22 protein-coding genes and 1 riboswitch are annotated in these 25512 nt (G+C 33.7%); of the genes, 10 read left to right on the top strand and 12 right to left on the bottom strand.

Features of this window, described 5'->3' with window-relative positions; genetic code table 11:
• Positions 1-198: 198 nt before the first annotated feature.
• Both VQL36_RS05935 and VQL36_RS05930 read left to right on the top strand, forming a co-directional pair.
• Positions 199-1101 (top strand): ABC transporter ATP-binding protein, encoded by a 903-nt coding sequence (locus VQL36_RS05935; RefSeq protein WP_349248428.1) that lies wholly within the window; start codon positions 199-201, stop codon positions 1099-1101.
• A gap of 47 nt (positions 1102-1148) precedes the next feature.
• Positions 1149-1895: an ABC transporter permease gene (locus tag VQL36_RS05930; RefSeq protein WP_349248427.1), complete on the top strand. Its 747-nt coding sequence runs from the start codon at positions 1149-1151 to the stop codon at positions 1893-1895.
• Positions 1896-2126: 231 nt separating this feature from the next.
• On the opposite strand, the gene VQL36_RS05925 is transcribed toward VQL36_RS05930, so the two are convergent.
• Positions 2127-2339, bottom strand: a complete 213-nt coding sequence (locus VQL36_RS05925; protein ID WP_201763484.1) for a cold shock domain-containing protein — start codon at positions 2337-2339, stop codon at positions 2127-2129.
• A gap of 230 nt (positions 2340-2569) precedes the next feature.
• Between VQL36_RS05925 and VQL36_RS05920 the strand changes: the two genes are divergently transcribed.
• From VQL36_RS05920 to VQL36_RS05900, 5 genes are all read left to right on the top strand, one after another.
• Complete coding sequence (locus VQL36_RS05920; protein WP_349248426.1) at positions 2570-2803, top strand: hypothetical protein; 234 nt, start codon at positions 2570-2572, stop codon at positions 2801-2803.
• Positions 2804-2921: 118 nt separating this feature from the next.
• On the top strand, positions 2922-3599 hold the full coding sequence (locus VQL36_RS05915) for a TerC family protein (protein ID WP_349248425.1): 678 nt from the start codon (positions 2922-2924) through the stop codon (positions 3597-3599).
• Between the two features lie 288 nt (positions 3600-3887).
• Entirely contained in the window at positions 3888-4061 is a 174-nt protein-coding gene (locus VQL36_RS05910) for a hypothetical protein (RefSeq protein WP_349248424.1), read from the top strand.
• A gap of 202 nt (positions 4062-4263) precedes the next feature.
• A complete protein-coding gene (pepF, locus tag VQL36_RS05905) occupies positions 4264-6054 on the top strand; it encodes an oligoendopeptidase F (RefSeq protein ID WP_349248423.1) in 1791 nt (596 codons plus the stop codon).
• 503 nt (positions 6055-6557) lie between these two features.
• Positions 6558-7484, top strand: a complete 927-nt coding sequence (locus tag VQL36_RS05900) for a mechanosensitive ion channel family protein (RefSeq protein ID WP_349248422.1) — start codon at positions 6558-6560, stop codon at positions 7482-7484.
• Between the two features lie 799 nt (positions 7485-8283).
• Here VQL36_RS05900 and VQL36_RS05895 read toward each other — a convergent pair.
• The 9 genes from VQL36_RS05895 to VQL36_RS05855 form a co-directional block, all read right to left on the bottom strand.
• On the bottom strand, positions 8284-9513 hold the full coding sequence (locus tag VQL36_RS05895) for a TolC family protein (protein WP_349248421.1): 1230 nt from the start codon (positions 9511-9513) through the stop codon (positions 8284-8286).
• Positions 9514-9528: 15 nt separating this feature from the next.
• Entirely contained in the window at positions 9529-12600 is a 3072-nt protein-coding gene (locus VQL36_RS05890; protein WP_349248420.1) for an efflux RND transporter permease subunit, read from the bottom strand.
• The gene (locus tag VQL36_RS05885; RefSeq protein ID WP_349248419.1) at positions 12600-14024 is read right to left on the bottom strand and encodes an efflux RND transporter periplasmic adaptor subunit; all 1425 of its coding nucleotides are present in this window, start codon (positions 14022-14024) and stop codon (positions 12600-12602) included. Before VQL36_RS05885 ends, VQL36_RS05890 begins: the two co-directional genes overlap by 1 nt.
• Before the next feature lie 335 nt (positions 14025-14359).
• The gene (locus tag VQL36_RS05880; protein WP_349248418.1) at positions 14360-15475 is read right to left on the bottom strand and encodes a TIGR04053 family radical SAM/SPASM domain-containing protein; all 1116 of its coding nucleotides are present in this window, start codon (positions 15473-15475) and stop codon (positions 14360-14362) included.
• A 35-nt stretch (positions 15476-15510) separates the two neighbouring features.
• Positions 15511-16347 (bottom strand): 2-iminoacetate synthase ThiH, encoded by an 837-nt coding sequence (locus VQL36_RS05875; protein WP_349248417.1) that lies wholly within the window; start codon positions 16345-16347, stop codon positions 15511-15513.
• Between the two features lie 148 nt (positions 16348-16495).
• Positions 16496-17083 (bottom strand): guanylate kinase, encoded by a 588-nt coding sequence (locus VQL36_RS05870; RefSeq protein WP_349248416.1) that lies wholly within the window; start codon positions 17081-17083, stop codon positions 16496-16498.
• Positions 17084-17273: 190 nt separating this feature from the next.
• Positions 17274-18341, bottom strand: a complete 1068-nt coding sequence (locus VQL36_RS05865) for a M42 family metallopeptidase (RefSeq protein ID WP_349248415.1) — start codon at positions 18339-18341, stop codon at positions 17274-17276.
• A 73-nt stretch (positions 18342-18414) separates the two neighbouring features.
• Complete coding sequence (locus VQL36_RS05860) at positions 18415-19218, bottom strand: DUF92 domain-containing protein (protein ID WP_349248414.1); 804 nt, start codon at positions 19216-19218, stop codon at positions 18415-18417.
• Between the two features lie 168 nt (positions 19219-19386).
• The gene (locus VQL36_RS05855; protein WP_349248413.1) at positions 19387-19947 is read right to left on the bottom strand and encodes a spore coat protein; all 561 of its coding nucleotides are present in this window, start codon (positions 19945-19947) and stop codon (positions 19387-19389) included.
• 129 nt (positions 19948-20076) lie between these two features.
• On the opposite strand from VQL36_RS05855, the gene VQL36_RS05850 reads away from it, so the two are divergent.
• A complete protein-coding gene (locus VQL36_RS05850; RefSeq protein ID WP_349248412.1) occupies positions 20077-21285 on the top strand; it encodes an MFS transporter in 1209 nt (402 codons plus the stop codon).
• Between the two features lie 16 nt (positions 21286-21301).
• Here VQL36_RS05850 and VQL36_RS05845 read toward each other — a convergent pair whose 3' ends face one another.
• Entirely contained in the window at positions 21302-21499 is a 198-nt protein-coding gene (locus VQL36_RS05845; RefSeq protein ID WP_349248411.1) for a hypothetical protein, read from the bottom strand.
• Between the two features lie 252 nt (positions 21500-21751).
• Between VQL36_RS05845 and VQL36_RS05840 the strand changes: the two genes are divergently transcribed.
• On the top strand, positions 21752-22147 hold the full coding sequence (locus tag VQL36_RS05840) for an RDD family protein (protein ID WP_349248410.1): 396 nt from the start codon (positions 21752-21754) through the stop codon (positions 22145-22147).
• Between the two features lie 94 nt (positions 22148-22241).
• Here VQL36_RS05840 and thiC read toward each other — a convergent pair whose 3' ends face one another.
• Positions 22242-24011, bottom strand: coding sequence for a phosphomethylpyrimidine synthase ThiC (gene thiC, locus VQL36_RS05835; protein WP_349248409.1), 1770 nt, complete (start codon positions 24009-24011; stop codon positions 22242-22244).
• 299 nt (positions 24012-24310) lie between these two features.
• Positions 24311-24422: riboswitch (TPP riboswitch) on the bottom strand.
• A 193-nt stretch (positions 24423-24615) separates the two neighbouring features.
• On the opposite strand from thiC, the gene VQL36_RS05830 reads away from it, so the two are divergent.
• Complete coding sequence (locus tag VQL36_RS05830; RefSeq protein WP_349248408.1) at positions 24616-25485, top strand: vanadium-dependent haloperoxidase; 870 nt, start codon at positions 24616-24618, stop codon at positions 25483-25485.
• Positions 25486-25512: the final 27 nt, after the last annotated feature.

Genomic DNA, 25512 nt, shown 5'->3' with positions numbered 1-25512 from the left:
ATAATACAAAATAAGGCTTGATGCGATTGAATCTTTAGAATTTCACAGATCATTAACTTATTTAAAATTTATGATTATTCCAAATTAATTTTGTAAATAAAGTACTATATAAAGTTAGTACTATTTTTTTTATCAATTTTAATTAAAATAAAAGTATAAAATTCTTTTGTAAATACTAAGTTTCTGGAGGTGTATCCTTTGGCTCATTCAACTGTACTTGAAGTAATAAATGTAACTAAAAAAATAAACAATCGAACGATTATTGATCAAATCTCTTTTAGTGTAAATAAAGGTGAAATTTTTGGATTTTTAGGACCAAATGGTGCTGGGAAAACAACTACGATCCGAATGATCGTTGGCCTTATGTCAATAAACGAAGGAGACATAATAATCAATGGAACTAGTATTTCTAAAAACTTTGAAAAAGCGATGCTTTCCATTGGGGCAATTGTTGAAAACCCAGAGATGTATAAATATTTAACAGGCTATCAAAATTTAGTTCATTACGCTAGGATGATTCCTGGAATAACGAATGCTCGTATAGATGAAGTAACTGAGCTTGTTGGTTTAAAAGATCGTATTCGTGATAAGGTAAAAAGGTATTCACTTGGAATGCGACAACGTTTAGGAATTGCACAAGCCCTATTACATAAACCCACTATCCTTATTCTAGATGAACCTACAAATGGGTTGGATCCAGCCGGAATTAGAGAATTAAGAGACTATTTAAGAATTCTCGCTAATGAAGGGACATCTACCCTTGTATCCAGTCATTTACTCTCAGAAATGGAGTTAATGTGTGATCGTGTAGCTATTATTAAAGAAGGAAAAATCATTGATGTAAAGTCTTTAAAGGAACCAACACAGCAACTAAATCAAGTTGTTTTCGAGGTGGATCAACCAGAAAAAGCAATCCAATTCATAACACAACAATATGAAGATAATGAAATAGAAAAACTTAAAAATGGATTTATTATTCAAATAAATCGTGAGGATGTTCCAAAAATCAATATGGTTCTAGTACAAGAAGGAGTTTTAGTATACAGTATTCACTCCACTTCTAAATCATTGGAAGATCAATTTTTAGAATTAACAAATTAATTTGATAAGAAGATAGTATTCTTAAGTTATAAAGGAGTTATTCAAAAATGCTTAATCTTGTTCGTAATGAAAACATGAAATTATATAAAAAAGTTCAGACTTGGGTAATGATAGGGTTGCTACTTTTTATACAACTAATTATGGCTCTAGTAGTAAGAGACTTTGGGTTTAGTTGGGTAGCTTTTGCAGACTTAAGCAGTATTCTTACTTCCATTATTGCCATCTATGCTATTGTTGTTGCTTCAAGTATTGTTGCTTCTGAATTTTCAAACGGGACAATCAAATTATTATTAATTAGACCAGTTAGCAGAACAAAAATATTAGCATCTAAATATGTAGCCATTTTATTATACATTGCGTTTCTAATCTTATTAAATCTCATCTCTTCTATTATGATTGGATATCTTTTTCTCGGATCAGCATCAGCAAATAGTGAAATTTCATTAGGTTCTATTTTACAAAACTATGGATTTACAAGTATTGAATTGATCATGACCGTTACGTTTTCATTCATGATTTCATCTATTTTTAGAAGTAGCGTTTTATCAATTATTTTGTCTATTGTTATCCACTTTTTTAGTTCTTCAGTGGTGAGTATTCTAAGTCAATTAAATTATCAATTTGGAAAATATTTTTTATACTCTAACACTGATTTAAGACAATATTTAAATGGAAATGATCCCAAGTTTGAAGGAATGAGTTTAGGTTTCTCTATCGGAGTTTTAGTTGTATATTTTATTTTGTTTATATTTATTTCACAATATGTCTTCAAAAAAAGAGATGTTGCGGTATAGAGCAAACTATAAAAGTGAAATACAAAAAAACAGCAATGAACGAACATTCAAAGCTGTTTTTTTCGCTAGAACATTGTATTTTATATAAGCATGGCTTCGACTTATGCTCTTTTTGTGAAATGCATCCTGTTATTCACTCTTCCATACTTCTAATACTTTTAATTAAGTAATTATATGTTTATTTAAAGTGACTAACGGATAAAACGCCTTCCTCGAAGCTCCTAACATTACTTATAACTTAACAACGTTAGCTGCTTGAGGACCACGGTCACCTTCAGTAATTTCGAATTCAACTTCTTGACCTTCATCTAAAGTTTTAAATCCGTCGCCTTGAATTGCAGAGAAATGTACAAAAACATCGTCTCCACCTTCAACTTGAATAAAACCATAACCTTTTTCTGCGTTAAACCATTTAACTGAACCTTTCAAATTGCATACCTCCATAAAACGTAAAAAGTGTTTCGTCACCTAGGACGATTAAGTCAATTATACAGATATAATTTTCAGTTTTCAATATATATTTCCAATTTCTAGTGCTTTTTCTTAGCCAGAAATGAAGGTTTTGTTTGGGGTAGAAAAGTAAATTTAATTCCAATTTTTGCAATCCAAATATGCATTTAAAAAACAATCGTGATATAATAATGCTCAAGTTTATTAGAATGGAGATATCCCTTATGATAAAAAAACACCAAATTTATAAAAAAGATAAATGGAATATGATGAATGTTGAAGTTAACGGCAGACATATCATCTTACGTGAAATTTCCGATCAATGGGGCGAGGATACGCATGACTTTTTAAGCAGACCTGCTTTAATGGATTGGGTGAATAAGCGTTTTTCTTCACAAAATTTTGAAGGTTCAGAAGAAGAAAGAAAAGAAATCATTGAAAAATTTAAAGAAATTTAAATAAAGTATAAAAAATAAATAATCATTAACGATCATTACCATATATTTAGGTAGATGATCGTTTTTTATTTGGACAAACTAAATTAACAATTGAAATAAGTTTCAAGGAGTGTTATACATGGAACTGTTTACTCCAGATTTTTGGACTGTATTATTAAGTATCATTATCATTGATTTAGTACTTGCAGGCGATAATGCCATTGTCATTGGGCTAGCTGCAAGAAATGTTCCCAAAGAACATCAAAAAAAGGTCATTATCTGGGGAACTGCAGGTGCTATCATCGTTAGAGCAATAGGCACATTATTAGTTGTTTGGCTGTTAAAAATCCCTGGTTTGCTGCTCATTGGAGGACTGTTGCTTATTTGGATTGCTTATAAATTATTAACACAAAAAAAATCACACGACAATATTAAATCAGGAACAAGCCTGTGGTCAGCGATACAAACAATTATTATTGCAGATGCTGTAATGGGATTAGACAATGTATTAGCTATTGCTGGAGCTTCGCATGGAAGTTTTTTAATGGTCATTATCGGATTGATGATCAGTGTTCCTTTTGTTGTATGGGGAAGCACTGTAATTCTAAAATTCATCGAACGTTTTCCTGCCATTATTTATATCGGATCTGGAGTCCTTGCTTTTACTGCCGGGAAGATGATAACGGATGAAACTTGGTTTAAAGCTTTTTTTGAGGAAAATGTATGGATTAAATGGGCGTTTATCACTGTGATTATTGTCGGAGTCATTATTGCAGGAAGAATGAAAAATAGAGGGCAACGGGGATTAACTGCATAGTTGATCCAAAAATATTTTGCATACAGACACCCACCTCCATAGGTGGGATCTTCAAATCAGGTGGAGTAGAGTCTCCATCTGATTTCTCGATGTTTAAGCAAAGCTTAAACGAGTTCACTATCTAACACTTGTAAATATATTATACAATCTGTCCAAAAGGACAGGTTGTTTTTATTTCTTTTTGATCAATTTAAACAGAGTTCATTTCGGTCTTTTTCTTTTTGTTTTCTGATATAATATTACTAATTTTAATCATTATAATTGTCTTTAATGAAAGGTGGCATCTTTATGGAAAATACAGAGTCCTTAGTCATTTTTATCATTGTATCCTTTGCGCTTGCATTGGTATTAATTCTTAAAAAAGATTCAATATCACAACCTCTTCGTAAATATTTAGCGATTTTTGCTTTATTTATGGTCATATGTTCATTCGTTTTATTGGTCATTTCGTTTTTTGGATAGACTAGAAAAATCATAATATCATTTTGATAAGGTCATACTAATCAAAACTTTGTAAAGAACTGATATAGGTTACAGGGGTGTGATTACATTGAAACGTTTGACCTTCTTTCTAATGATTGTTATCTTAACAATAGTACCATTATTTTCATCTATGAATTATGCTAATAACAATAAAATTTATAAAGATCATAGGAGGAGTCCCATGAGTGAAGTATTAAAAAGAATTGATGTTTCAGAAGAAAACAAATGGAAATTAGAGGATATATTCAAAAACCAAAAAACTTGGGATGAAGAATACAAAGAAGTTCAAAAGAAAGTACAAGAAATTAAAAAATTTCAAGGAAAACTATCAGATGCCGATAACATAAAAAAATGTTTTGCTCTGGAAGATGAGATCTCATTACATACAGAAAGACTTTATGTTTATGCCAACATGAAACACCATGAAGATACAACTGAATCTACCTATCAAGCCTTGTCTGATAAGGCACAAAAATTAAGCGTAGAAATTAATGGCTCACTGTCCTTTATTACCCCGGAAATATTAAGTTTATCTGATGAACAATTAAAAAAGTTTATTGACAACCCTGAGTTAAGTGATTATAAACGAACGTTAGAAGAAATGTTACGTCAAAAAGCACATATTCTTTCACAATCGGAAGAAGCCATATTAGCTCAAGTTGGAAGCTTATCTCAGGCACCTCAAAACATTTTTGGTATGTTAAACAATGCGGATATGACATTCCCTAAAATTAAAAATGATAAAGGGGAAGAAGTGGAGCTCACACATGGAAATTATATTCAATTCCTAGAAAGTGACAATCAAGAAGTTCGTAAAAACGCGTTTAAAGCAATGTACGAAACTTACAGTCGACATAAAAATACGATTGGCGCAACTTTAAATGCAAATATCAATAAAAATAACTTTTATGCAAAAACTAGGAAATACCCTTCTATTTTAAATATGGCACTATATGGAGATAACATTCCAAAAGAAGTTTATACGAATCTAATTGATACAATACATGAGCACTTACCTTTAATGCATCGTTACATGGAGTTACGTAAGAAATTATTAAAAGTAGATGAGCTGCATATGTATGATTTGTTTTCTCCTCTTGTGGATGAGTTTAGAATGGAAATCACTTTTGAAGAAGCCAAGAAAAAAGTCGCTGAAAGCCTAAAACCATTAGGTGAAGACTACTTAGCTATATTGAATGATGGATTTAATAACGGATGGATTGATGTTTATGAAAACAAAGGAAAGAGAAGTGGTGCCTATAGTTGGGGTGCATACGGCACTCATCCTTATGTACTTTTAAATCATAAAGACAACCTAAACAGTATGTTTACTTTAACACATGAAATGGGTCATGCCATTCATTCGTATTTATCAGATGAAAAACAAAAATATCGTGATGCGCAATATACGATATTTTTGGCTGAAGTAGCTTCTACTTTAAATGAAGCACTACTTATGGATCACTTATTGAAAAATACATCAGACGAAAAAGAAAAATTGTATTTACTTACTTATTATGCAGATCAATTTAGAACAACGGTGTTCAGACAAACGATGTTTGCTGAATTTGAAAAAATTATCCATGAGAAAGCGGAAGCTGGGGAATCATTAACTCCACAAGATTTAAGTGAAATTTATTACGATCTAAATGTAAAATATCATGGTGATGGGATGACTGTAGATAAAGATATCGAAATGGAATGGGCACGTATTCCGCATTTTTATTCCAGCTTTTATGTTTTTAAATATGCAACTGGGTTCTCGGCAGCAACAAGCTTTTCAAAACAAATATTAGATGAAGGCCAACCTGCCGTGGATCGATACAAAGGTTTCTTAAAAAGTGGTGGCAGCGATTATTCCATCAACATTTTGAAACGTGCCGGTGTGGATATGTCCTCTCCTGAGCCGATTCGTCAAGCGATGAGTGTGTTTGAGGAAGTGATTTCAGAGATGGAGAAACTAAGTCAATAAAGTGAACTCGTTTAAGCTGAGCTTAAACATCGAGAAATCAGATGGAGACTACACTCCACCTGATTAGAGAGGAACCACCTATAGAGGTGAGCGTCTTAACACTAAAAACCATTAGATAAATTTAACTGCTTAAAATCACCTATAAGAACAGCATTGGAAAGCCAAATGCTGTTCTTATTTTTTTAATTAAATATTTTTCCTCATCTTATTCCAGCAATCTTATTTTTCGTCTCACATTCTTCAGTAGTAAAATAATCTATTAATCATTAATTTTCATTCTAATATATTAAGTGAGTGATGACATCCTCATCATCATAACCTGTAAAGGCCTATTATAATATGCTACAATATCAGTGAACTGATTTAAGCAAAGCTTAAACATCGTGAAATCAGATGGAGGCTCTACTCCACCTGATTAGAGAAAAACCACCTATAGAGGTAGGCGTCTTAACGCTAAAAATTATAGGATAAATTCATTCATACAATTTATTGGAGGACCAATCATGAAATTTCTAGAAAATATTAACCCTGAAAACATCAATATTTGGGAGCAATTTCAAACATGGGAATTTTGGAGGGAACAACTATTATTTTTAACTGAAAAATCACTTATTTTATTATTAATAATTGGACTGACTTGGGTTGCTTTAAAAGCTAGGACTTTAATCATCCGAAGAGTATTTAATATTACTAGATTAGATGAAAAAAAAGAAGAGACTTTAAAATCATTACTTCATTCACTTACTAGATATGTGATATTTATAATTTCAATACTTATGATTTTAGACAATTTGGGTCTAGATGTCGCTCCTATCATTGCTGGAGCTGGAGTACTCGGCTTAGCAGTTGGTTTTGGTGCACAAACGTTAGTAAAAGATTTAATCACAGGATTTTTTATCATTTTTGAAGATCAATTCTCAGTTGGTGATTATGTTTCCATAAATAATGGTGAAATAAATGGAACTATCGTAGATGTAGGGCTTCGTGCTACCAAAATACGAACATGGGGACAGCATTCTGTTGTTATTCAAAACTCTGAAATTAGAACAAGTCAAAACTATAATCGTGAACGAATGCGTGCAATCATTAATGTGACCGTACCTTATGAAATAGATCCGTCAGAAATTGAACAAGCTATCAATGAAGTATCCAATGAACTTATAATGAATCAGAAACATTTATTTCTCCTAGATGATAAAGGAGAAGTCATGGAAGCTCCTCAATTGTATGGAATTACAGATGTTGAAAACAATGCGTTAGGTGCAAAATATACTGTCATTAGTATGGTTAAAGATGTTCATTATTGGACAGCAGCTAAAGAAATTCGTAAAGGATTGCTAAAGCAATTAAACAAAAGTGGAATTCAAATCTCCTATCCTCGACGTATTGAAAGACATGAAAATGGTTTTGAAGGTTTTAGCGACTTATAAAAATATATTTAAATTAAATAACTGAACCCCATCCAACTTGATAGGATGGGGTTCTTAATAACTGCTGAGAAACTAAGATCTTTACCTGTGATAAGCAGTCCAAATATTACACCTACAGTTGTTGCTGTTGGCAATGAAAACATAATAATAAATGCGTAATAAGAGGCTCAAATTGTACTGCCATGACTGTATATACAAAGAATATAGCTAACGAACAGTTAGCATTAAAGGGTATATAAATTGGGCAAGTTATGTTTAAGAAATACCACCTGAATAAATCATCTGAAGATCCTTTAATGTACTAACCGAAACATGAGTGCCGATATAAGTCGTTTCAATTTCCAGTCAAATTCCTTTCTACATTCATTTTTGTATTATTAATCTAAAAAATAAAGGGAATAAACGGTCTTATTCTCCTCGTACTTAAAGAATTTCATAAAATAAAGGGAAATTATGGTCTTAAATAGCTGTTTTAAGCGCAGATATGGCAGTTTGATGTGAATATGGACGATATTAGACCACATATTCCCGCTAATTATTTTTTTGAGCTGATTTTGTAAGAGATAAGACCAAAAATTCCCGCTATTTCATATCTAATTCAAATTTCTGGAGGGCAACTACGATTCTATCTACGTTAAACACTTAGCATTTACCGAATTTTAGTGATGGCTTTGCTATTAGAAAAATAAACTTATAGATTCTTAAGTTTCAAAAAAATAGACACTGGAGATATCTCCAGCGCCCATTACTTAAAACCCTTAGGTTATTTAGTTATTAAGACAAAAATTATCTTATTTATCTACGGTAGAAATCCTTCTTTAAATAATTCAAACTCTTCTTTTAATAATGCGTAATCAATTTCTGCATTCAGTAATTCTACTTTTGCATTTAATACACCTACACGACTTTTTTCTAAGTCTGTAGCTGTCATAAAGCCTTCTTCAAAGCGTACCTGCTGCATTTTATATAATTCTTCTTGCTTTTTCACATTATCTTCTAGCGTATTTAATTTTAAATGAGAAATTTCAAACTCATCTGCAAATTGATAAGCTTTTAGTTCTAATAAATCCATTTGATCAAACAAATCTAACTGAGCTTTGTCTTTTTCTTGTTCGTAATATTCTGGGATATCGTCTTTTGCTTTTCTTCTGTCGTTATTTGCTAAGTTTTGAAAGTACGGTATTAATACTGATTTTTCCTCTTTTAATCCTCTTAGTAAAATTAATTCTTCAGATGGAGGATCGCCATCAGGCAAACCTGCTTCTAAAATCGCAATCTGTACTTCTAATTCTGCAACCTCAGCTTCTAATTTACTTATTTGCCCAGCATAACTGCCATAACCCGTTAGCTCCTCTGCTTCTTCAATAATTTCTTCATACGTGTCCATTACAAAGCGATAATACGCAAGAGATTCATGACCAAGTTTCATTTGATCAGCAATCTTTTCAGCGTTATATTCAGAAGACTTTAAACGTGTTATATCACCTAATTCATCGATGTGTAACGTAGTTAATAAATCCTGATCCAACATTTGATTCAATTCATATTTTAAAGATTTTAAATTTTGTTTAGTAGATTCTAAAGAAAGTTTAGCATTGGATACACTCATCTCGGCTTGAATAAGATCTTGTTTTGAAGCTAATCCCTCATCATATTTCATGCCTACGATATTTTCATCTTTATTAGTAATTGCTAAATTCTCTTCTTGCAATTTCACTGTTTCTTCCAATTTTAAATAATTGTAAAGCATTGAATAAGCTTTATATTCAACTCCCCACTGAGTAGAATGTTCAGCATATTCCTGCTGAACTTCCTGTAATTCTTCCAACTCATCAGAGAAACTACCCATAAAGGCATTTGCTGCACTAGTTAGTTTGACTTCATCTAAATCAAATTTTTCTAGGCTTGTATCCTTTTCTAGGATTTCATCCACCGCTCCAGAAACAGATAGTCTGACTGTTTCACTTGCTAGTGCTGTCATTGCTGGAATTGCTAAAGCTAAGCAAACGATCAAAATTCTTTTTTTCATAGGTTTCACCTCTCCTTAACTACTCACTACTGATTGGTCTTTTGGTTCTGTACTTTTATTTTTTCTGCGGAAAAATCCAGTAAATTTACGACTTACATCATCAATAATTGTATACATAACTGGTATCAATAATAGGGTGAAAGCCATTGAGACTAATAAACCAAAGATAACTACAACCCCAATTGGTTGTTGTGTTTCACTACCTTCACCTATTCCTAATGCAATAGGCAACATCCCCAATGCGGTCGTAAAACTTGTCATAAGAATAGGTCTCAGACGACTTTTCCCTGCTTCAATAATGGCTTCATTCCGTTCTTTACCCCTTCGTTTTAATTGATTAACATAATCAATTAAAACGATAGCATTATTCACCACAATCCCAGATAAAACAATTAATCCGATCAATGCTGGAAAGCTTAATTCAGTGCCAGTTACTAATAGTCCAAATATAACACCAACAATTGTTGTTGGCAATGAAAACATGACAATAAATGGATATGAGAATGATTCAAATTGTACAGCCATAACAGTGTAAACTAGGAATATGGCTAGTGCTAATATGAGCAATAAATCAACTGCAGATTCGTTAAAGTCCGCTTGTATCCCACCAGTAGTTACATCATATCCTTTAGGTACTGGTATTTGAGATAATACCTGATCTACTTGTGCAGTCACTTCACGTACATCTGCTCCTTCAACAATATCAGCAGTAACAGAATATTCCTGCTTCTGATCTACACGTTGAATTGAAACAGGTCCTAACGTTTGATCAATCGTTGATACTGAGATCAATGGGACGTGTCCACCAGTAGGTGTAGTCAGTAAAAATGCATTTAAAGATTCAATCGTTTCTCTTTCTGATTCAGGGAGCTGAACAATAACATCAAACTCATCTCCGTTTTCACGGAATTTTGTAGCTGTTGATCCTTTAAATGTCTCATTTAACTGTCCCATAATTTGACCTTGACTTAAATTATACTGTCCAGCTAATTCATCGTTCACTGTGACAGTAAGTTGAGGCTGGCCACTTAACCCAGGAACCTCAATATTTTCAATAGAAGGAATACCAGATAATAATAGATCCACTTGATCCGTTAATGTTTCAAGCACATCTTGTTCTGGTCCAGATATCGATACGTTTATATCAGAATCTGATCCACCAACTGAACTCATTTGTTGTACAGCCTTCACTTCAATTCCTACAATAGATGAATTTAGATCATCTTGTATTGCTTCTGATATATCTGCATTATTTATTTCTCTTTCACTTTCATCTATTAAAAGGATGATTGCAGTAATACTCGTAGAACTTAATTCTGTATATTGTATATCAATATTATCCTCATATTTGCTCAGTACTTTATCGATTTGATCACCATACTCTTGAACCACTGAAAATTCTACGCCGTTATCAAATTCGGCAGATAATTGAATTTGATTCTGACCAGAAGAAGGGAAAGTAGTGATGTTCAATAGTGCAATTGAAAATAAACTACCGACTATAATTATAAAAGTGGATAAAACAACTATCCATCTACGTTTTAAACTCCACCTTAGAAGCTTATTATAGATTTGATTTATAAACTGTAACCATTTCGCTTCTTTTGCTAATTTCTCATGAGCATTCGTTTTAAGAAAACCTGCTGCTAACATTGGAACTAATGTGAGTGAAACAAGTAATGCTGCAAGTAATGCAAAGGCAACAACCATTGCTAATGGCAGGAATATTTGTGATAGGATGCCTGCGTCAATAATCATCAAAGGTACAAATACAACAACAGTCGTAGTAGTAGATGCGATAACCGCAGAAATTAATTCACTGCCACCTTTAATAGCTGCCTCTTTGGGCTCCATACCATTTTGCCTGTACTTGACGATATTCTCCAATATTACAATAGAGCTATCCACCATCATACCTATCCCTAAGGCTAGTCCAGATAAAGTAATGATATTTAAAGTTTGATCAAAACGATCTACTAAAATAAACGTAGAAATAATCGCAAATGGAATAGACAAAGCTATAACTGCAGTTGCTCTAATACTTCTTAGGAAAAATAGCAATACTAAGATTGCAAAAAATCCACCTGCTAATAAACTTACAACAACACCACTTATGGAATCCCTAATAAAAGTAGATGTATCAAAAACAACTTCTAATTCAACACCTTCACTAAGGTCATTCTGAATGCTCTCTACTTCTGCAAGAATTAAGTTACTAATCTCTATGGTATTTGTTCCTGATTGTTTAGAAATAGATAGTATAACTGCAGGTTCAGAATTTATTTTTGATTGTGATTGTACATCACTAATTGTATCTTCTAAAACACCTACATCCTCCACTGATATCGTTGTTCCATTTTGAAGCGGTATTGCTGTATTTCTAATCTCGTCTAAAGTGTCATATTCTCCATCCACTCTAACTTGTACTTCAGTATCACCTTGTAACACATCTCCAACAGTTGAAGCCGAGTTTTTATTTCTTATCGAATTGACTACATCTGTTGCAGTTAAGTTATACTGCTCAAGTAAAATCGGATCAAGTGTGATTTGAATTTCTCGATCTGTCCCACCTGTAATATCAACCGATGCAACCCCTTCTAGCTTCTCAAAATTAGCAGATAAATCGTCAGCAATACTTTCTAATGTAGTAGTGTCCTTGCCTGTTAACCCTAAATAAATAATGGGTTGACTATTAATATCAAACTTTAAAACATTAGGTGTATCTACATCATCAGGTAGTGCCGCTTTATTTATCTTTTCCTGCAAATCTGTAACAGCTTGATCAAAATCAATGCTTGTAGCAAACTCAACAAGAATAAAAGAGAGGCCTGCACTTGACTGTGAGTTTATAGATTCAACTCCATTTAATGATGCAATTTGCTCCTCTAATGGTCTTGTAACGAGTTTCTCCATCTCTTGTGGAGATACGCCGCTATATGAAGCTTGAACTGTCACTACATTCACTTCAACTTCTGGAAAAAGATCAATTGGAATATTACGTAAAGAAATTGTTCCAATAATCAGTACGCAGATGACCAGCATAATGACACTAACTGGACGCTGTACCGCTGTTTTTATAAGATGCATTAATTGCCACCTCCAGCGGCTGCATTATCATCAGATTTTCCTTGCTCAGAATTTGTTTCATCATCAATTTTTCCATCAGACGAAGTTATTTCTTCATCGGCAGTTTTTTCTTCTGAAGGAGTATCGTTATTTGAATGCTGTTCACCTGGCAACAATAAGAGCATTCCATCAGAAACTAACTTATGTCCATTAACAATAAGATCTTCTCCTGCCTTAAGATCACCTTTAACTGCAGTCCATTCTGATTGCATACTTAAAATTTCTACATTTTTTTTAATAGCCTTACCTTCTTTTGCTAGAAATACGTAAGCATCATTCCCTTTTTGAATAATCGCATGAGTGGGAACTACAACTTCATCTTCCACTAACGTATTACTGAAAACAAGCTGTACAACTTCACCTGTTGTTAATTGATTATCTGTTTCAATGAAACGCAGTTCCGCATCAAATAAACCAATATCATTTCTCGTTGGGGCTACATAAATCATTTCTGCTTTATATCCATCTTTCATTGATGAATGTACTTCAACTTCTGTTCCAAGTGGTACTAGTCTTTTTTGTTCAGCGGTAATTTGCGTAGTAATAATAAATTCAGATACGTTTGTTATCGTCAATAAAGGTTGTTGAGTTGATACATTTTCTCTCACTTCAAAATTCAAGCCCTCTACTACACCAGAAATAGGTGCATATACAGTAGTATCTTCCACATTCTGTTCAGCTTGCGATAATCTTAATTGAGCTTGATCTAATGAGATTTGGCTTTGCTGTACTCCAACCTCTGCTTTTTCTAAATCTAATTGTAATTGTTCAATATTACTGCCTGTATTCAACTGTGCCTTTTTGAGTGAAATTTCTGCTTGTGTTTCTTGTTGGCGTGCTCTTTCTAGATCCTGTAACGAAACAGCCCCTTCTTCATATAAACGTTCGAGTCTTTCTCGATTTGTCCTTGCATCTTCCAAAGCAATTGTTAAATTCTCTAAATCTAAATCAGTTGAAGAATTCCCTTCCTCACTAGATTGTGCATCTTGCAATCTTTGAGCTGCCTGCGCTCTCGTAAGTTTTGCATTTTCCAATTGCTGTTTTGCACTTTCAACTGATTTTTGTTCAAGTTGTAAACTATCCTTTTGATTTTCCCCATCCAAGATAGCTATGATTTGACCCGCTTCAACTTGATCTCCATTTTTTACTTGGAGAGTCACTAATTCCCCAGTCATATCTGGAAAAACCTCAATTTCTGATGCAGATTCAATGTTCCCAATTAATTTTTTACTTTCTTGTATATCCCCATTTTTGATGGTTTCAATCTCAACAGCTACTTTGGGTACATTCACCATATCCTGAGGGGAACCACTTTGAGGACCACCTCCTGCTGAACAACCAGCAACCACCAACAATGCTAATAAAATTCCGAGACTTTTTTTCATTTTTCTATACATTCCCTTCGTGAAACAAAAATTGATGCAATGATTCTCCACTCCCACTGCTTATTAAAGATGTTGTCAACTCACCATAGACATCATGTTTATATTCAAGCATACACTAACCTAGCCTATGTATAAATGACTAGCCTTAAAATAGTTTAATTTATAAATATGAACTGAATATGAACAAATAAAGTGGAGTGTCAGTAAATTGCATACATAAAAAAAACTCTTCCAAATATAAAGAGTTATCATGTAATATATGAATCAAACTCTAAACATCTAAAAGAGATTTAAACTACTAAATTATTAATAATTTTAATATGAAAATGATTCAATTAACGTTGACCTACACTATATTTTGGGGGAATATAAGTACAATATGGTTCACTTTCCAAATAATCTCCAGTCATGGCATAAGCTCTAGACCGAGAGCCCCCACATACAAATCGAAAATCACAAACCCCACACTTTCCTTTATATTGGTTAGGATCACGTAATTGTTTAAAAATTTTAGATTCACGATAAATTTCTGATAGCGAACTTTCTCTTACATTTCCAGCTTTTACAGGTAATAATCCACTAGGATATACATCACCAATATGAGAGATAAAAACAAATCCATTCCCGTCATTTACACCCTTAGGAGCTCGTCCTAAACCATCTATTGTGCCTGTCAGTCCACTCCTTATGGATTGGGAATAATGGATGTTATCCTTTCGACTATTTTTTTCCTTTTGTTTATTCTGAATTACAACTCTGCGATAATGCTGGGCTGCTGTTGTTTTTATATCAAAAGGTGCTTTATTACTTAATTCATATAACCATTGGAAAACCTCTTCATGTTGATCTGGTGTGATCATATCAGAATTCTTCCCTCTACCCGTTGGCACTAAGAAGAATACACTCCATAAGACACAATTTAATTCCTCAACTAATCGAGCCATATCTTCTAATACATCTAAATTATACCTTGAAACAACAGTATTGATTTGAAGTGGTAGTTTTAGTTCATTCATTGTTTCAATCGCTCTCATAGTTAAATCAAAAGAACCATTTGTCCCTCTAAAATGATCATGGATACTTGCATTGGGACCATCTAAGCTAAACGCCCATCGTGATAAGCCAATTTCTTTTGCTTTTTTTATAGCTTCTGTTGTCACATTTGGGGTTGCACTAGGTGTCATTGATACTCTTACACCTTTTTGAATAGCATATTCTGCTATGTCATATACATCATCTCTTTCTAGTGGATCTCCTCCTGTAAAAACTAATAAAGGATTGTCCATATCGTAAATTTGATCGATTAATTTTTTCCCTTCCTCTAGTGAAAGCTCTCTAGGATCTCTTTTATATTGTGCTTCTGCACGACAATGCAAACATTTTAATCCACAAGCTCTTGTTAGTTCCCAAATAACAATAAACGGATTTTTATGATAATCACGATTGATCATGTTATAAACCTCCTTATAGTTCGTGTTCAGAAACCTTATACAGGCTGATATCCTTTTTGTTTTATTATAGTTACAATTTCATCCACACTACGTACATCAGAGATATCAAACTGATGGTTTGCTGTATACTTCTGATTTTGACTTGTATATCCGCCTACTGCAGTGCAAGAGGCAGCTGACATGTTGGTAACACCATATGATAATAACTCATCTCTTAAAGTTGGACTTTCTCTTGTAGATAAATTCATATTACATTCAGGCAAAAATAAACGCATAGCTAACATCATTTGAATTAGATGTCGATCCGTTACATCGACCACAGGTTTAAAATCACCTAAATGAGGTTTAATTCTAGGAAAAAATAACCCAATCTGTGTGGTATAATATTTTTCTTGCAAGTATTTTACATGCATCGCTAAATAACAGGCTTCTTTTCTCCAATCTGCTAATCCTAACAAAACACCCATATTCACTTTTGCCATACCAGCTTTACATGCTCTTTCAGGAGTATTGATTCTATATTGATAATTTCTTTTAGGACCTCTAACATGAACTTTTTTATACATTTCTTCATCATACACTTCTTGATATACCGTAACTCCATCTACTCCACCTGCAACTAAGTCCTTGTATTCAGTAGTATCCATAGGTTGAATTATTTTTTTATTAAAATGTTGAAAAGTGTTCTCATGTGCTTTTTGTGCCATGATATCTAAATAAGGTACAGCAGCTGGAGACAATAAAACTAAAAAATCAAATTCATTAAGCTTGTTCTTTTGTAAAACCTTTTTTATCTCCTCTGATGTTACGGTTGGAAAAATATCTTCAATTGATATATTTTTTAATTTCTTAAAAGTTTCATAAAAACTCATAAAACAACTCCTCATCATGATCATACAAAACAATATTTAAACTAGTATAATAAATATTACTTTAATAAAGAGAGGTTGTGCTATGATGTTTGTCACACATTAAAAACTCGCCACTAAATAAATGGCGAGTAATAGTATTTTTATTTAATTAGTCTTTTTCTTCTAACTGACGATCCATATACCCTTCTAATACTTCAGTTACTGCAAAAACAGTATGGGCTAAATCCGTATTTTCAAATGCATGTTTACATTCATCTTTATATGACATATCTTCATTGTAATGTTTAAAGTGGAAATCTATAATTTCTTGACTTACACCTAAAGCTTTTTGGCGTTCAATAATTACATCGCGATCTACATATATAAAGATTCTGCTTACCTTTTCACCAAATAGCTTTTTTAAAGTTCTAGCGCCATCTGAATTTAATATAAGATAAATAAAATCATTATTTTTAAACTCTTGTTCAATATCAAACCCTTTGATACCATAAAAATTTCCATCAATTTCAGTAACTTCTACAAATTCTTTATTATTTATACCATCTTCAAATTGTTTGCGTGAAATAAAATGATAATCCTGACCATCTACTTCGCTTGGACGTTTTGCTCTTGAAGTATAAGAGATTACTTTTTTAATCCCTAATGTCGTACCAACCATATCTGCCACTGTTTTTCTTCCTGATCCATCTGGGCCTGTAAAAACAAAAATCATTTCCTTTTCTTTTAATTGATACATTAAATCCCTCCTTTTAATATAAAACCAAGAAAACTGAGGTAATTAAACAAACACTCACCGCTAGTTAATTGAACTAACTTTAGCAGGCTTATCTGAGATAAGAAAATTCATGATATTTCATTAATTTGAATTGTTGATGTGAAAGAAAGCAATGTTTGATATGAATTACAATTTTGAATCCATCCTTATTCTATTTAATGATTTCTTCATAAGTTGACTGATCTGTTGTTTTCACTAACTTTATTAACAACTCCTTGGCTGCTTCGTAATCATCCACATGTAAGATGGAAGACGAAGTATGAATATACCTAGAACAAACACCAATGACTGCGGATGGAACCCCAATCCCATTCAAATGCACATTACCTGCGTCTGTACCTCCAGCAGATATAAAATACTGGTATGGAATATCATTAGACTCTGCAGTATCTAGTATAAATTCCTTTAATCCTTGATGTGTTACCATTGATCTATCTAAAATACGAAGCAAAGTACCTTTACCAAGTTGACCAAACTCACTTTTATCACCAGTAGTATCATTTGCTGGACTTGCATCCAAAGCGTAGAAAATATCAGGTTTCACCAAATTAGATGCTGTCACTGCACCTCTTAATCCCACTTCTTCTTGTACTGTGGCACCTGTAAATAAAATATTTGGAAGTTGTTCGTTATGTACTTCTTTAAGTAATTCAATTGCTAAACCAACACCATAACGATTATCCCAAGCTTTAGCTAAGATCTTTTTAGGATTGGATAGTACAGTAAGAGGACAAATCGGAACAACTTGCAGTCCAGGATGAATGCCCATGTTTTCAGCATCTTGTCGATCATCTGCCCCTACATCTATAAACATTTGATTTATATCTGCTGGTTTTGTACGTTGTGTTTCATTTAACAAATGTGGTGGTGTGGAACCAATTACTCCTATCACAGGACCATTTTGTGTTATGATTTGTACTCGTTGAGCTAATAGTACTTGACTCCACCAACCCCCTAGAGGTTGAAATCGAATCATACCGTTATCCGTTATTTTTGTAACCATAAAACCAACTTCATCTAAATGACCAGCAACCATTACTCTTGGACCATTTTCATTTCCTCGAACGACACCAAAAATACTACCCAATCGATCTTGAATGATCTCATTTGTATATTTTTCTAACTCTGATCTAACATAAGCTCTAATATCCTTTTCAAAACCAGGCGCAGCTGGCATTTCTGTTAATGTTTTAAATAGTTCTAATGTTTCCGCATTCATTTCTATCACTTCCATATATTTATATTCTTAGTTTACCAAAATTTTGTACAAATGAAAATAAAACTTTCAAAGATTACATCCATAAAGTTCCTATTAATATCGCAATCATTCCACCAACGATAGAACTAATCATATTCACTCTATCATTATTCATCCATCTCCACCCTCGTTTCATACGAGCAGGGTGTAAACAATGTTTAGAACTCTCAACTTCTTTTCCACAATGCTCACAATCGTACATGACTTGCCATTTTGCTCCAATAAACGAATCTGTTAACGCCCCTATAAAGCCACTGACTATACCTATAATTAAATAAAAAAACAACATTCCCAAATCATTTTCTTTAGACAAGAGCCAGGCGGTAATTCCGATAAACCCTCCCCCAAGTATACTTGATATTAAACCTAAACTTGATACGCCGCCTGAAGAACCAGGAGTTACAGTTTTAAAAGTGACAATAGAACGAGGTGGTTTTTTACTTAAGCTACCGATTTCAGTCGCCCAAGTATCCGCATTTACAGTTGCCAATATACCAATAAAACCCCACCAAATCATAGGTTGCTGCCAAACATAAAAAGCCACGGCTAATAATAGTGCTATTCCACCATTCGCCCACACTTGGCCTGCATCTCTATTTCCTGTTTTTTCATAACTATGTTCTATCATTTTTTTTCTGTTCTGTTTCCATTTTGTAAGAAGAGAGGAAGAAATAAAAAAGGCAATTAGTGTACCATACCAAGCTAAACTAACTAAGGCATACATTAAAGTACCTATACAAATAGCCATTAGAGAACCTGATAAAGACAATGATTTTTTCCAAAACGCTAATCCTGCAATCATGAAACTCCCTAAAAAACCTATGATCCACTCTGTCATGAATGATACAGTTCTCCTTACCTACTCCATATTTAATAAATGTAAATGATAATTAGATGAATAGGGTATAAATCATATTATACACAATATTGACCAGTGGAAGAAGGTATGATTATGTAAGGAGTTAGGCACTTTCAATTTACTCGAGAAAATGCCCTTTATTCATTTTTATTGATAAATGTTTTGTTGTACAGGCTTGTAGCTATGAAGATAAGTTTTAGCGGTATGATCTTCCATTGTAGGAACTTGATAGTACCCCTGTTGATTCATAAATAAAAACACTTCATAAGCTTGATTAGCACAGTTTACTGCGCCATGAATCAACATTTCCCTTACATTAGGATCAGCACATTCAAGAGAAGCTGCAATATGATTTTTTGCAGAACCTTTGTGGAGGCATAACATCCCTGCAATAATTTGTTGGTCATTAAGTTGTCCTTGTGTCTGTGGCACATGAGATTGAGGCTGATGTAAGCCATATCGAACTTGCTGAGGTTGGATGTTAGGTTGTGAATAAGGTTGCATTGATCTGTTTGCTGCATTATAGTCATGTGTATACGCAACTAATTGATCATAACCTTCAACCGCTGTCTGGATATGATTGTGAATCATTTGGCGTAGGTTATGATCTTGGCATTGACTCGCATAAAGAGAAAAATGATTAATCATATTAATACTTCCATTTAATATTTCATGAACTTCCATCGTTTCATGAGCACCGAAAGGCATATTTATCATCTCCCTTAAATTGTGTGTGTAAAGGTGATACAAATTTAATGTAACCATATTGAAAACAAGTATACATAATATAAGTCAATCCTAATTTAACATTTTTCATTTTGAAAGAAGGAAACTATTTTGCCTCGTTGGAAAACTAATCTTATTGTGTTGTGGTTTGGTCAATTTATGGCAACATCAGGAATGAGTATGATCATACCGTTTTTACCTTTATATATACAGGAATTAGGAATATCTGATCCAAATGAGATCGCCATCTGGACAAGCATTATTTTTGCAGGAAATTTTTTAACTTCATTTTTATTTCAGCCTTTGTGGGGGAAATTAGGAGATCGATACGGTAGAAAAATCATGATCCTCCGATCAGGTTTTGGAATGTCTATTGTAGTTACATTAATGGGATTTGCGACAAATACTTGGCAATTATTATTTTTACGATTATTAAATGGAACCATCTCAGGTTATATACCAGCCTCCACTTCTTTAGTATCCACAAATACACCTCGTGAACATATTGGTTTTGCAATGGGGATGATGCAATCAGGTGCTGTAGCTGGTACAATTCTTGGACCTTTTATTGGTGGATTATTAGCAAATTTCGTGCCCTTTCAAACTATATTTTTTATAACAGGGGGGTTACTGTGCATTGCTTCTTTGTTAGCTCTCTTTTTAGTTAAGGAAAAATTTGATAAGAAAAAAGCTGCTAATAAAACAAACATTTCTGTATTACAGGGTTTTAAAGACTTAAGGAAAGTGCCGCAAATCCCTGCTTTATTTTCAGTCACTTTTATCATCCAATTTTCATTACTAAGTGTAATGCCCTTGATGGCTATATTTGTGCAAGGGATGCATGGGAACTCTGAGTGGTTAGCATTTTACGTAGGATTGGTTAGTTCCATAACAGGATTTTCAAATATGATAGCATCTCCTATATTAGGAAGACTAAGTGATCGTATTGGCTCAGAAAAGATTCTATTCATTGCCCTTTTGGGTGCCGCGTTGACTTCATTCCCACAAGCATTTGTTAACAACGTTTGGCAGCTTCTCGTACTGAGATTTTTTATGGGGATATTTATAGGTGGCTTGCTTCCATCAGTAAACTCCTTGCTTAGAAAGTTTATACCTGAAGGGATGGAAAGTCGTGCCTATGGATTTAATACAAGTGCGCTGGCTTTAGGTAATATGTTGGGGCCAATTACTGGAGGATTTATTGCTGGTTTCATCACCATACCGGGATTATTCATCATGTCAAGTGTGTTATTGAGTTTAAATATGATATGGGTGAGAAAAACATTAATCGCACCTAAAAGTAAAAACAGCTGTGAATAAAAAACACCTATGAGTTTTAACGAACTAAAAACTCACAGGTGTTTTTTTTGAAATATTTCTCTTGTATTTTGACATATTCATCGTCGTGATTCGTAATTTCCCCACCGTAATCCACAGTGACACCATATTGTCTAACTATGACTCTTAGTCTGTTTTCAATAGCATAATCAAAGTCATTTTCTTTGGATAATACTTGCTCTTCTTTTAGAATCATCTCAATCCTCCTAACTTTTATTATTTTTTATGACTCCCTTTTTTCATTCTATATAGTAAACCATCCTTCTTTAAAAATCTAATGCCATTATGATATGATAATTTTCTCTATCCAAGATGAGTTGAAGATCGATGACAATATTGGTATTGTAAGGCTTTGCAAATGAATTATCATTGGACTTGCATTATTGGATTTTTATATAATATTCTATATGAGATCATTTTTTATTTTGAATAATGGGAGGGGATAGTTATGGTAGAACAACCAGCTGGCTTTTGGATTCGATTTGCAGCAAATATTCTAGATTCGATATTTATAGCAATCTTTTTCACATTCATTTTCGGGTATGTCATTGGAATTGGAGATCTCAGTCAAATTCTTGATTTTTTATATTTGATTATTGTACCTGTTGTTTGGTATGGATATACTATAGGAAAAAGAATATGTGGCATTAGAATTGTAAAAATGAATGGTGAAAATGTTGGAATAGGCACAATGTTACTTCGTCATTTAGTTGGAGGCATAGTTTACGCTATTACTTTCGGAATTGCAATTATTGTAAGCATTATCATGGTTGTTGTGAGAGAAGATAAACGTTCGGTACATGATTTCATTGCAGGAACTTACGTTACTTATAATGAACCATAAGAAAATGAATTTAGTTATTCAAAAAATCAAAAAAATTGCCCCTAAAAAAACCTGATGGAAATCCATCAGGTTCATTTTTTGCTCAGAGACTCTATTAACTATATATTTTTTTACCTTTATCAGAAAATTCCTGTGCTTTTTCCTTTAATCCTTCTGTAATTGCCTTTTCATCCGTTAGTCCTTTTTCCTTGGCATATTCACGAATATCCTGAGTAATTCTCATACTGCAAAACTTCGGACCACACATTGAGCAGAAATGAGCTGTTTTTGCTCCTTCTGCTGGAAGTGTTTCATCGTGAAATGAAAGAGCTCTTTCTGGATCAAGAGAAAGATTAAATTGATCACGCCAACGGAATTCAAAGCGGGCTTTTGACAATGCATCATCTCGAATTTGTGCACCGGGATGCCCTTTTGCAAGATCTGCAGCGTGAGCCGCAATTTTATACGTAATTACTCCTTCACGAACATCATCTTTATTCGGTAAACCTAAATGCTCTTTTGGTGTAACATAACACAACATAGCCGTACCATACCACCCTATCATGGCTGCTCCAATCGCTGAAGTAATATGATCGTATCCAGGCGCTATATCCGTTGTTAATGGACCCAAAGTATAAAATGGTGCTTCATGACATATATCAAGCTGTTTATCCATATTTTCCTTTATTTTATGCATCGGCACGTGACCAGGTCCTTCAATCATAACCTGAACGTCATGTTTCCATGCTATTTTAGTTAGTTCACCTAATGTTTCCAGCTCTGCAAACTGAGCTTCATCATTAGCGTCTGCGATGGAACCTGGTCTCAAACCATCTCCTAATGAAATTGAAATATCATAAGTTCTAAGAATTTCACAAATTTCTTCAAAATGAGTGTATAGAAAACTTTCTTCATGATGAGCTAAACACCATGCAGCCATAATAGAACCGCCACGAGATACGATACCTGTTACTCTGTTAGCGGTCATAGGTACATATCTTAATAATACGCCCGCATGTATCGTGAAATAGTCAACACCTTGTTCCGCCTGCTCAATTAAGGTATCTCTATATACTTCCCATGTTAAGTCTTGAGCTTCGCCGTTTACTTTTTCCAATGCTTGATAAATTGGGACTGTACCAATTGGAACAGGAGAATTACGAATAATCCATTCACGTGTTGTATGTATGTCTTTTCCTGTAGATAAATCCATGATATTATCTGCACCCCAGCGAGTTGCCCAAGTCATTTTTTCTACTTCTTCTTCAATAGATGAAGTGACAGCTGAGTTTCCGATATTTGCATTAATTTTCACATGAAAATTACGTCCAATAATCATGGGTTCACTTTCAGGATGATTAATATTTGAAGGAATAATTGCCCTACCGTTTGCCACTTCGTCACGGACAAATTCAGGAGAAACATTTTCACGGATCGCAATAAACTCCATTTCTGGTGTAATCAGCCCTTTTTTAGCATAATGCATTTGAGTAACATTTTTACCTGTTTTTGCTCGTAGTGGTTTACGTTTCAACCCAGGAAATACATCCACGTTTTTAACGGATTCTTCATTTAGATAACCATTGTCTTCAGGTTTTATATTTCTCCCTTCGTACTCCTCTACATCATTTCTTTCTTTAATCCAATTCCCTCTAAGTGATGGCAGACCTTTTCGAATATCCGTTTCATAAGCTGAATCGGTATAAGGTCCACTAGTATCATAAACTCTCACTGGTTCATTTACTTCTTCACCATAATCTGATGTAGTTGAACTCAATGCAATTTCTCGCATCGGCACTTTAATATCCTCTCTAGATCCAGTAACATATACTTTTTTGCTCCCTGGAAACGAGGAGACAGAAATTTGATTCGTTTGATTTGACATAAGAAACCTCCTAATAGAAATGTATAAAAACATGAAAAAATTGCTTTATGCATGGGGGCAGAAGGTGATCAATTCTATTTGTTGAATTTGTGAAATAGATTTTTAGAAATTTCGCCATAAGTAGGTTCTGTCATTTTGGAAAAGCAGTGGAAATAAAAGATATCGTGGAATCATTCTTTTGTGGTCATTAAGAAAAGTTGAACGTACATTTTCTTGAGTATACAATTTTGCATGATTTTATTCTTTGTTATCCAATAAAAAAATAACTACTTAAGGAAATAAGCAGTCATGAATGGAACATTCAAGAATAGACATCTTTCCTACGCTGGCATTACCCAGATCAGGTTCAACAGTCGACAGCAGAACAGCCATCCTCTCAGCCTGGTCTTCCAAGCTCCCTGCATTTATTAACTTAATATAAATTTACCATGAACTGATTCACTTTACAATAAGTTTCCAATATTCCTTTCATTAGAGATATTAGGTATAAATCTAGTTTTATATTAAAAATGGGTGTTTGTTATAAAAAAACAGACGTTTTCATCATTTCGAATCCCATATTACAAGAATAAAATATTACATCATATAAGAAAGGAGTAAAAACATGAGTAAATGTTGTAAAAACTTTGATCCCAACTATTTATTGTGGAATGAAGTTCCATATGCAGGTGAAGATAGTCCACCTACAAATCCTGAAGACCCTCTATCTGGTTCATGGCCTATGTATTATTACAGACGATGCGGGCAGAAATTTCAGATTAAACAAACTGGAGAACATGTCTATTTCACGATCAAACATCCTAATTTTATAGATTGGGGTGGAGCGCAATTAGATGCTGTATATGAAGCTGCTAACAACTTAGATGAATTCAAAAAACAAGTAGCAACTTACTGGGGAACAGGTGTAGCTACGAAACAATGGCTGCCTGTATTGGATATATTAGTAGATACGTATGGAGTAACCGCTCCTCATGCCGCACGAATAGAAGCTGCAGTATTAGCAGCTGCTAACGATGCATTTGTGATCAGTTGGTATTACAAATTTTTGTGGTTAGTGGCCAGACCTGATCAGTATGATCAAACTTTTGCTACTCTATTATGCACCCCTCGTCATCCAACCTATCCGTCTGGACATGCAGCTGTGGCAGGTTCTGTTACTACTATGCTTAAATACTTTTTCCCAGGGGAAGCTGCTAGGTTAGATGAATTAGGTGAAGAATGTGCTTTATCTCGTTTGTATGCACTTGTCCATTTCCCAGTCGATAATGATGAAGGTTTAAAATTAGGTAGACAAGTTGCAGAACATATCACTTCAATTTTATTTAGTGAAACGGATTCATCAGGGAAACCAGTTGATATTCCTTATACAGGAAATAAACATGCAGATTTGCCTCCACCACCTTATGAACAAGTTATACCGTTTGACTTTCCAGATAACTGCACTTCGCTCACTCTTCCACCAGATGACTGTTAAAAAATATAAAGATCATGGACACCCATC

It is taken from the genome of Chengkuizengella sp. SCS-71B (assembly GCF_040100845.1).
Classification (GTDB): Bacteria; Bacillota; Bacilli; order Paenibacillales; family KCTC-33759; genus Chengkuizengella.
Note: the sequence above shows the minus strand (reverse complement) of the source record. Positions and strands in the feature narration are given on the sequence as shown.

Excerpts from the sequence above, each read along its gene's own strand:
- VQL36_RS05930 (WP_349248427.1), top strand. The coding sequence starts at position 1,149 with ATGCTTAATCTTGTTCGTAATGAAAACATGAAATTATATAAAAAAGTT.
- VQL36_RS05925 (WP_201763484.1), bottom strand. The coding sequence starts at position 2,339 with ATGGAGGTATGCAATTTGAAAGGTTCAGTTAAATGGTTTAACGCAGAA.
- VQL36_RS05920 (WP_349248426.1), top strand. The coding sequence starts at position 2,570 with ATGATAAAAAAACACCAAATTTATAAAAAAGATAAATGGAATATGATG.
- VQL36_RS05915 (WP_349248425.1), top strand. The coding sequence starts at position 2,922 with ATGGAACTGTTTACTCCAGATTTTTGGACTGTATTATTAAGTATCATT.
- VQL36_RS05910 (WP_349248424.1), top strand. The coding sequence starts at position 3,888 with ATGGAAAATACAGAGTCCTTAGTCATTTTTATCATTGTATCCTTTGCG.
- pepF (WP_349248423.1), top strand. The coding sequence starts at position 4,264 with ATGAGTGAAGTATTAAAAAGAATTGATGTTTCAGAAGAAAACAAATGG.
- VQL36_RS05900 (WP_349248422.1), top strand. The coding sequence starts at position 6,558 with ATGAAATTTCTAGAAAATATTAACCCTGAAAACATCAATATTTGGGAG.
- VQL36_RS05895 (WP_349248421.1), bottom strand. The coding sequence starts at position 9,513 with ATGAAAAAAAGAATTTTGATCGTTTGCTTAGCTTTAGCAATTCCAGCA.
- VQL36_RS05890 (WP_349248420.1), bottom strand. The coding sequence starts at position 12,600 with ATGCATCTTATAAAAACAGCGGTACAGCGTCCAGTTAGTGTCATTATG.
- VQL36_RS05885 (WP_349248419.1), bottom strand. The coding sequence starts at position 14,024 with ATGAAAAAAAGTCTCGGAATTTTATTAGCATTGTTGGTGGTTGCTGGT.
- VQL36_RS05880 (WP_349248418.1), bottom strand. The coding sequence starts at position 15,475 with ATGATCAATCGTGATTATCATAAAAATCCGTTTATTGTTATTTGGGAA.
- VQL36_RS05875 (WP_349248417.1), bottom strand. The coding sequence starts at position 16,347 with ATGAGTTTTTATGAAACTTTTAAGAAATTAAAAAATATATCAATTGAA.
- VQL36_RS05870 (WP_349248416.1), bottom strand. The coding sequence starts at position 17,083 with ATGTATCAATTAAAAGAAAAGGAAATGATTTTTGTTTTTACAGGCCCA.
- VQL36_RS05865 (WP_349248415.1), bottom strand. The coding sequence starts at position 18,341 with ATGAATGCGGAAACATTAGAACTATTTAAAACATTAACAGAAATGCCA.
- VQL36_RS05860 (WP_349248414.1), bottom strand. The coding sequence starts at position 19,218 with ATGACAGAGTGGATCATAGGTTTTTTAGGGAGTTTCATGATTGCAGGA.
- VQL36_RS05855 (WP_349248413.1), bottom strand. The coding sequence starts at position 19,947 with ATGCCTTTCGGTGCTCATGAAACGATGGAAGTTCATGAAATATTAAAT.
- VQL36_RS05845 (WP_349248411.1), bottom strand. The coding sequence starts at position 21,499 with ATGATTCTAAAAGAAGAGCAAGTATTATCCAAAGAAAATGACTTTGAT.
- VQL36_RS05840 (WP_349248410.1), top strand. The coding sequence starts at position 21,752 with ATGGTAGAACAACCAGCTGGCTTTTGGATTCGATTTGCAGCAAATATT.
- thiC (WP_349248409.1), bottom strand. The coding sequence starts at position 24,011 with ATGTCAAATCAAACGAATCAAATTTCTGTCTCCTCGTTTCCAGGGAGC.
- VQL36_RS05830 (WP_349248408.1), top strand. The coding sequence starts at position 24,616 with ATGAGTAAATGTTGTAAAAACTTTGATCCCAACTATTTATTGTGGAAT.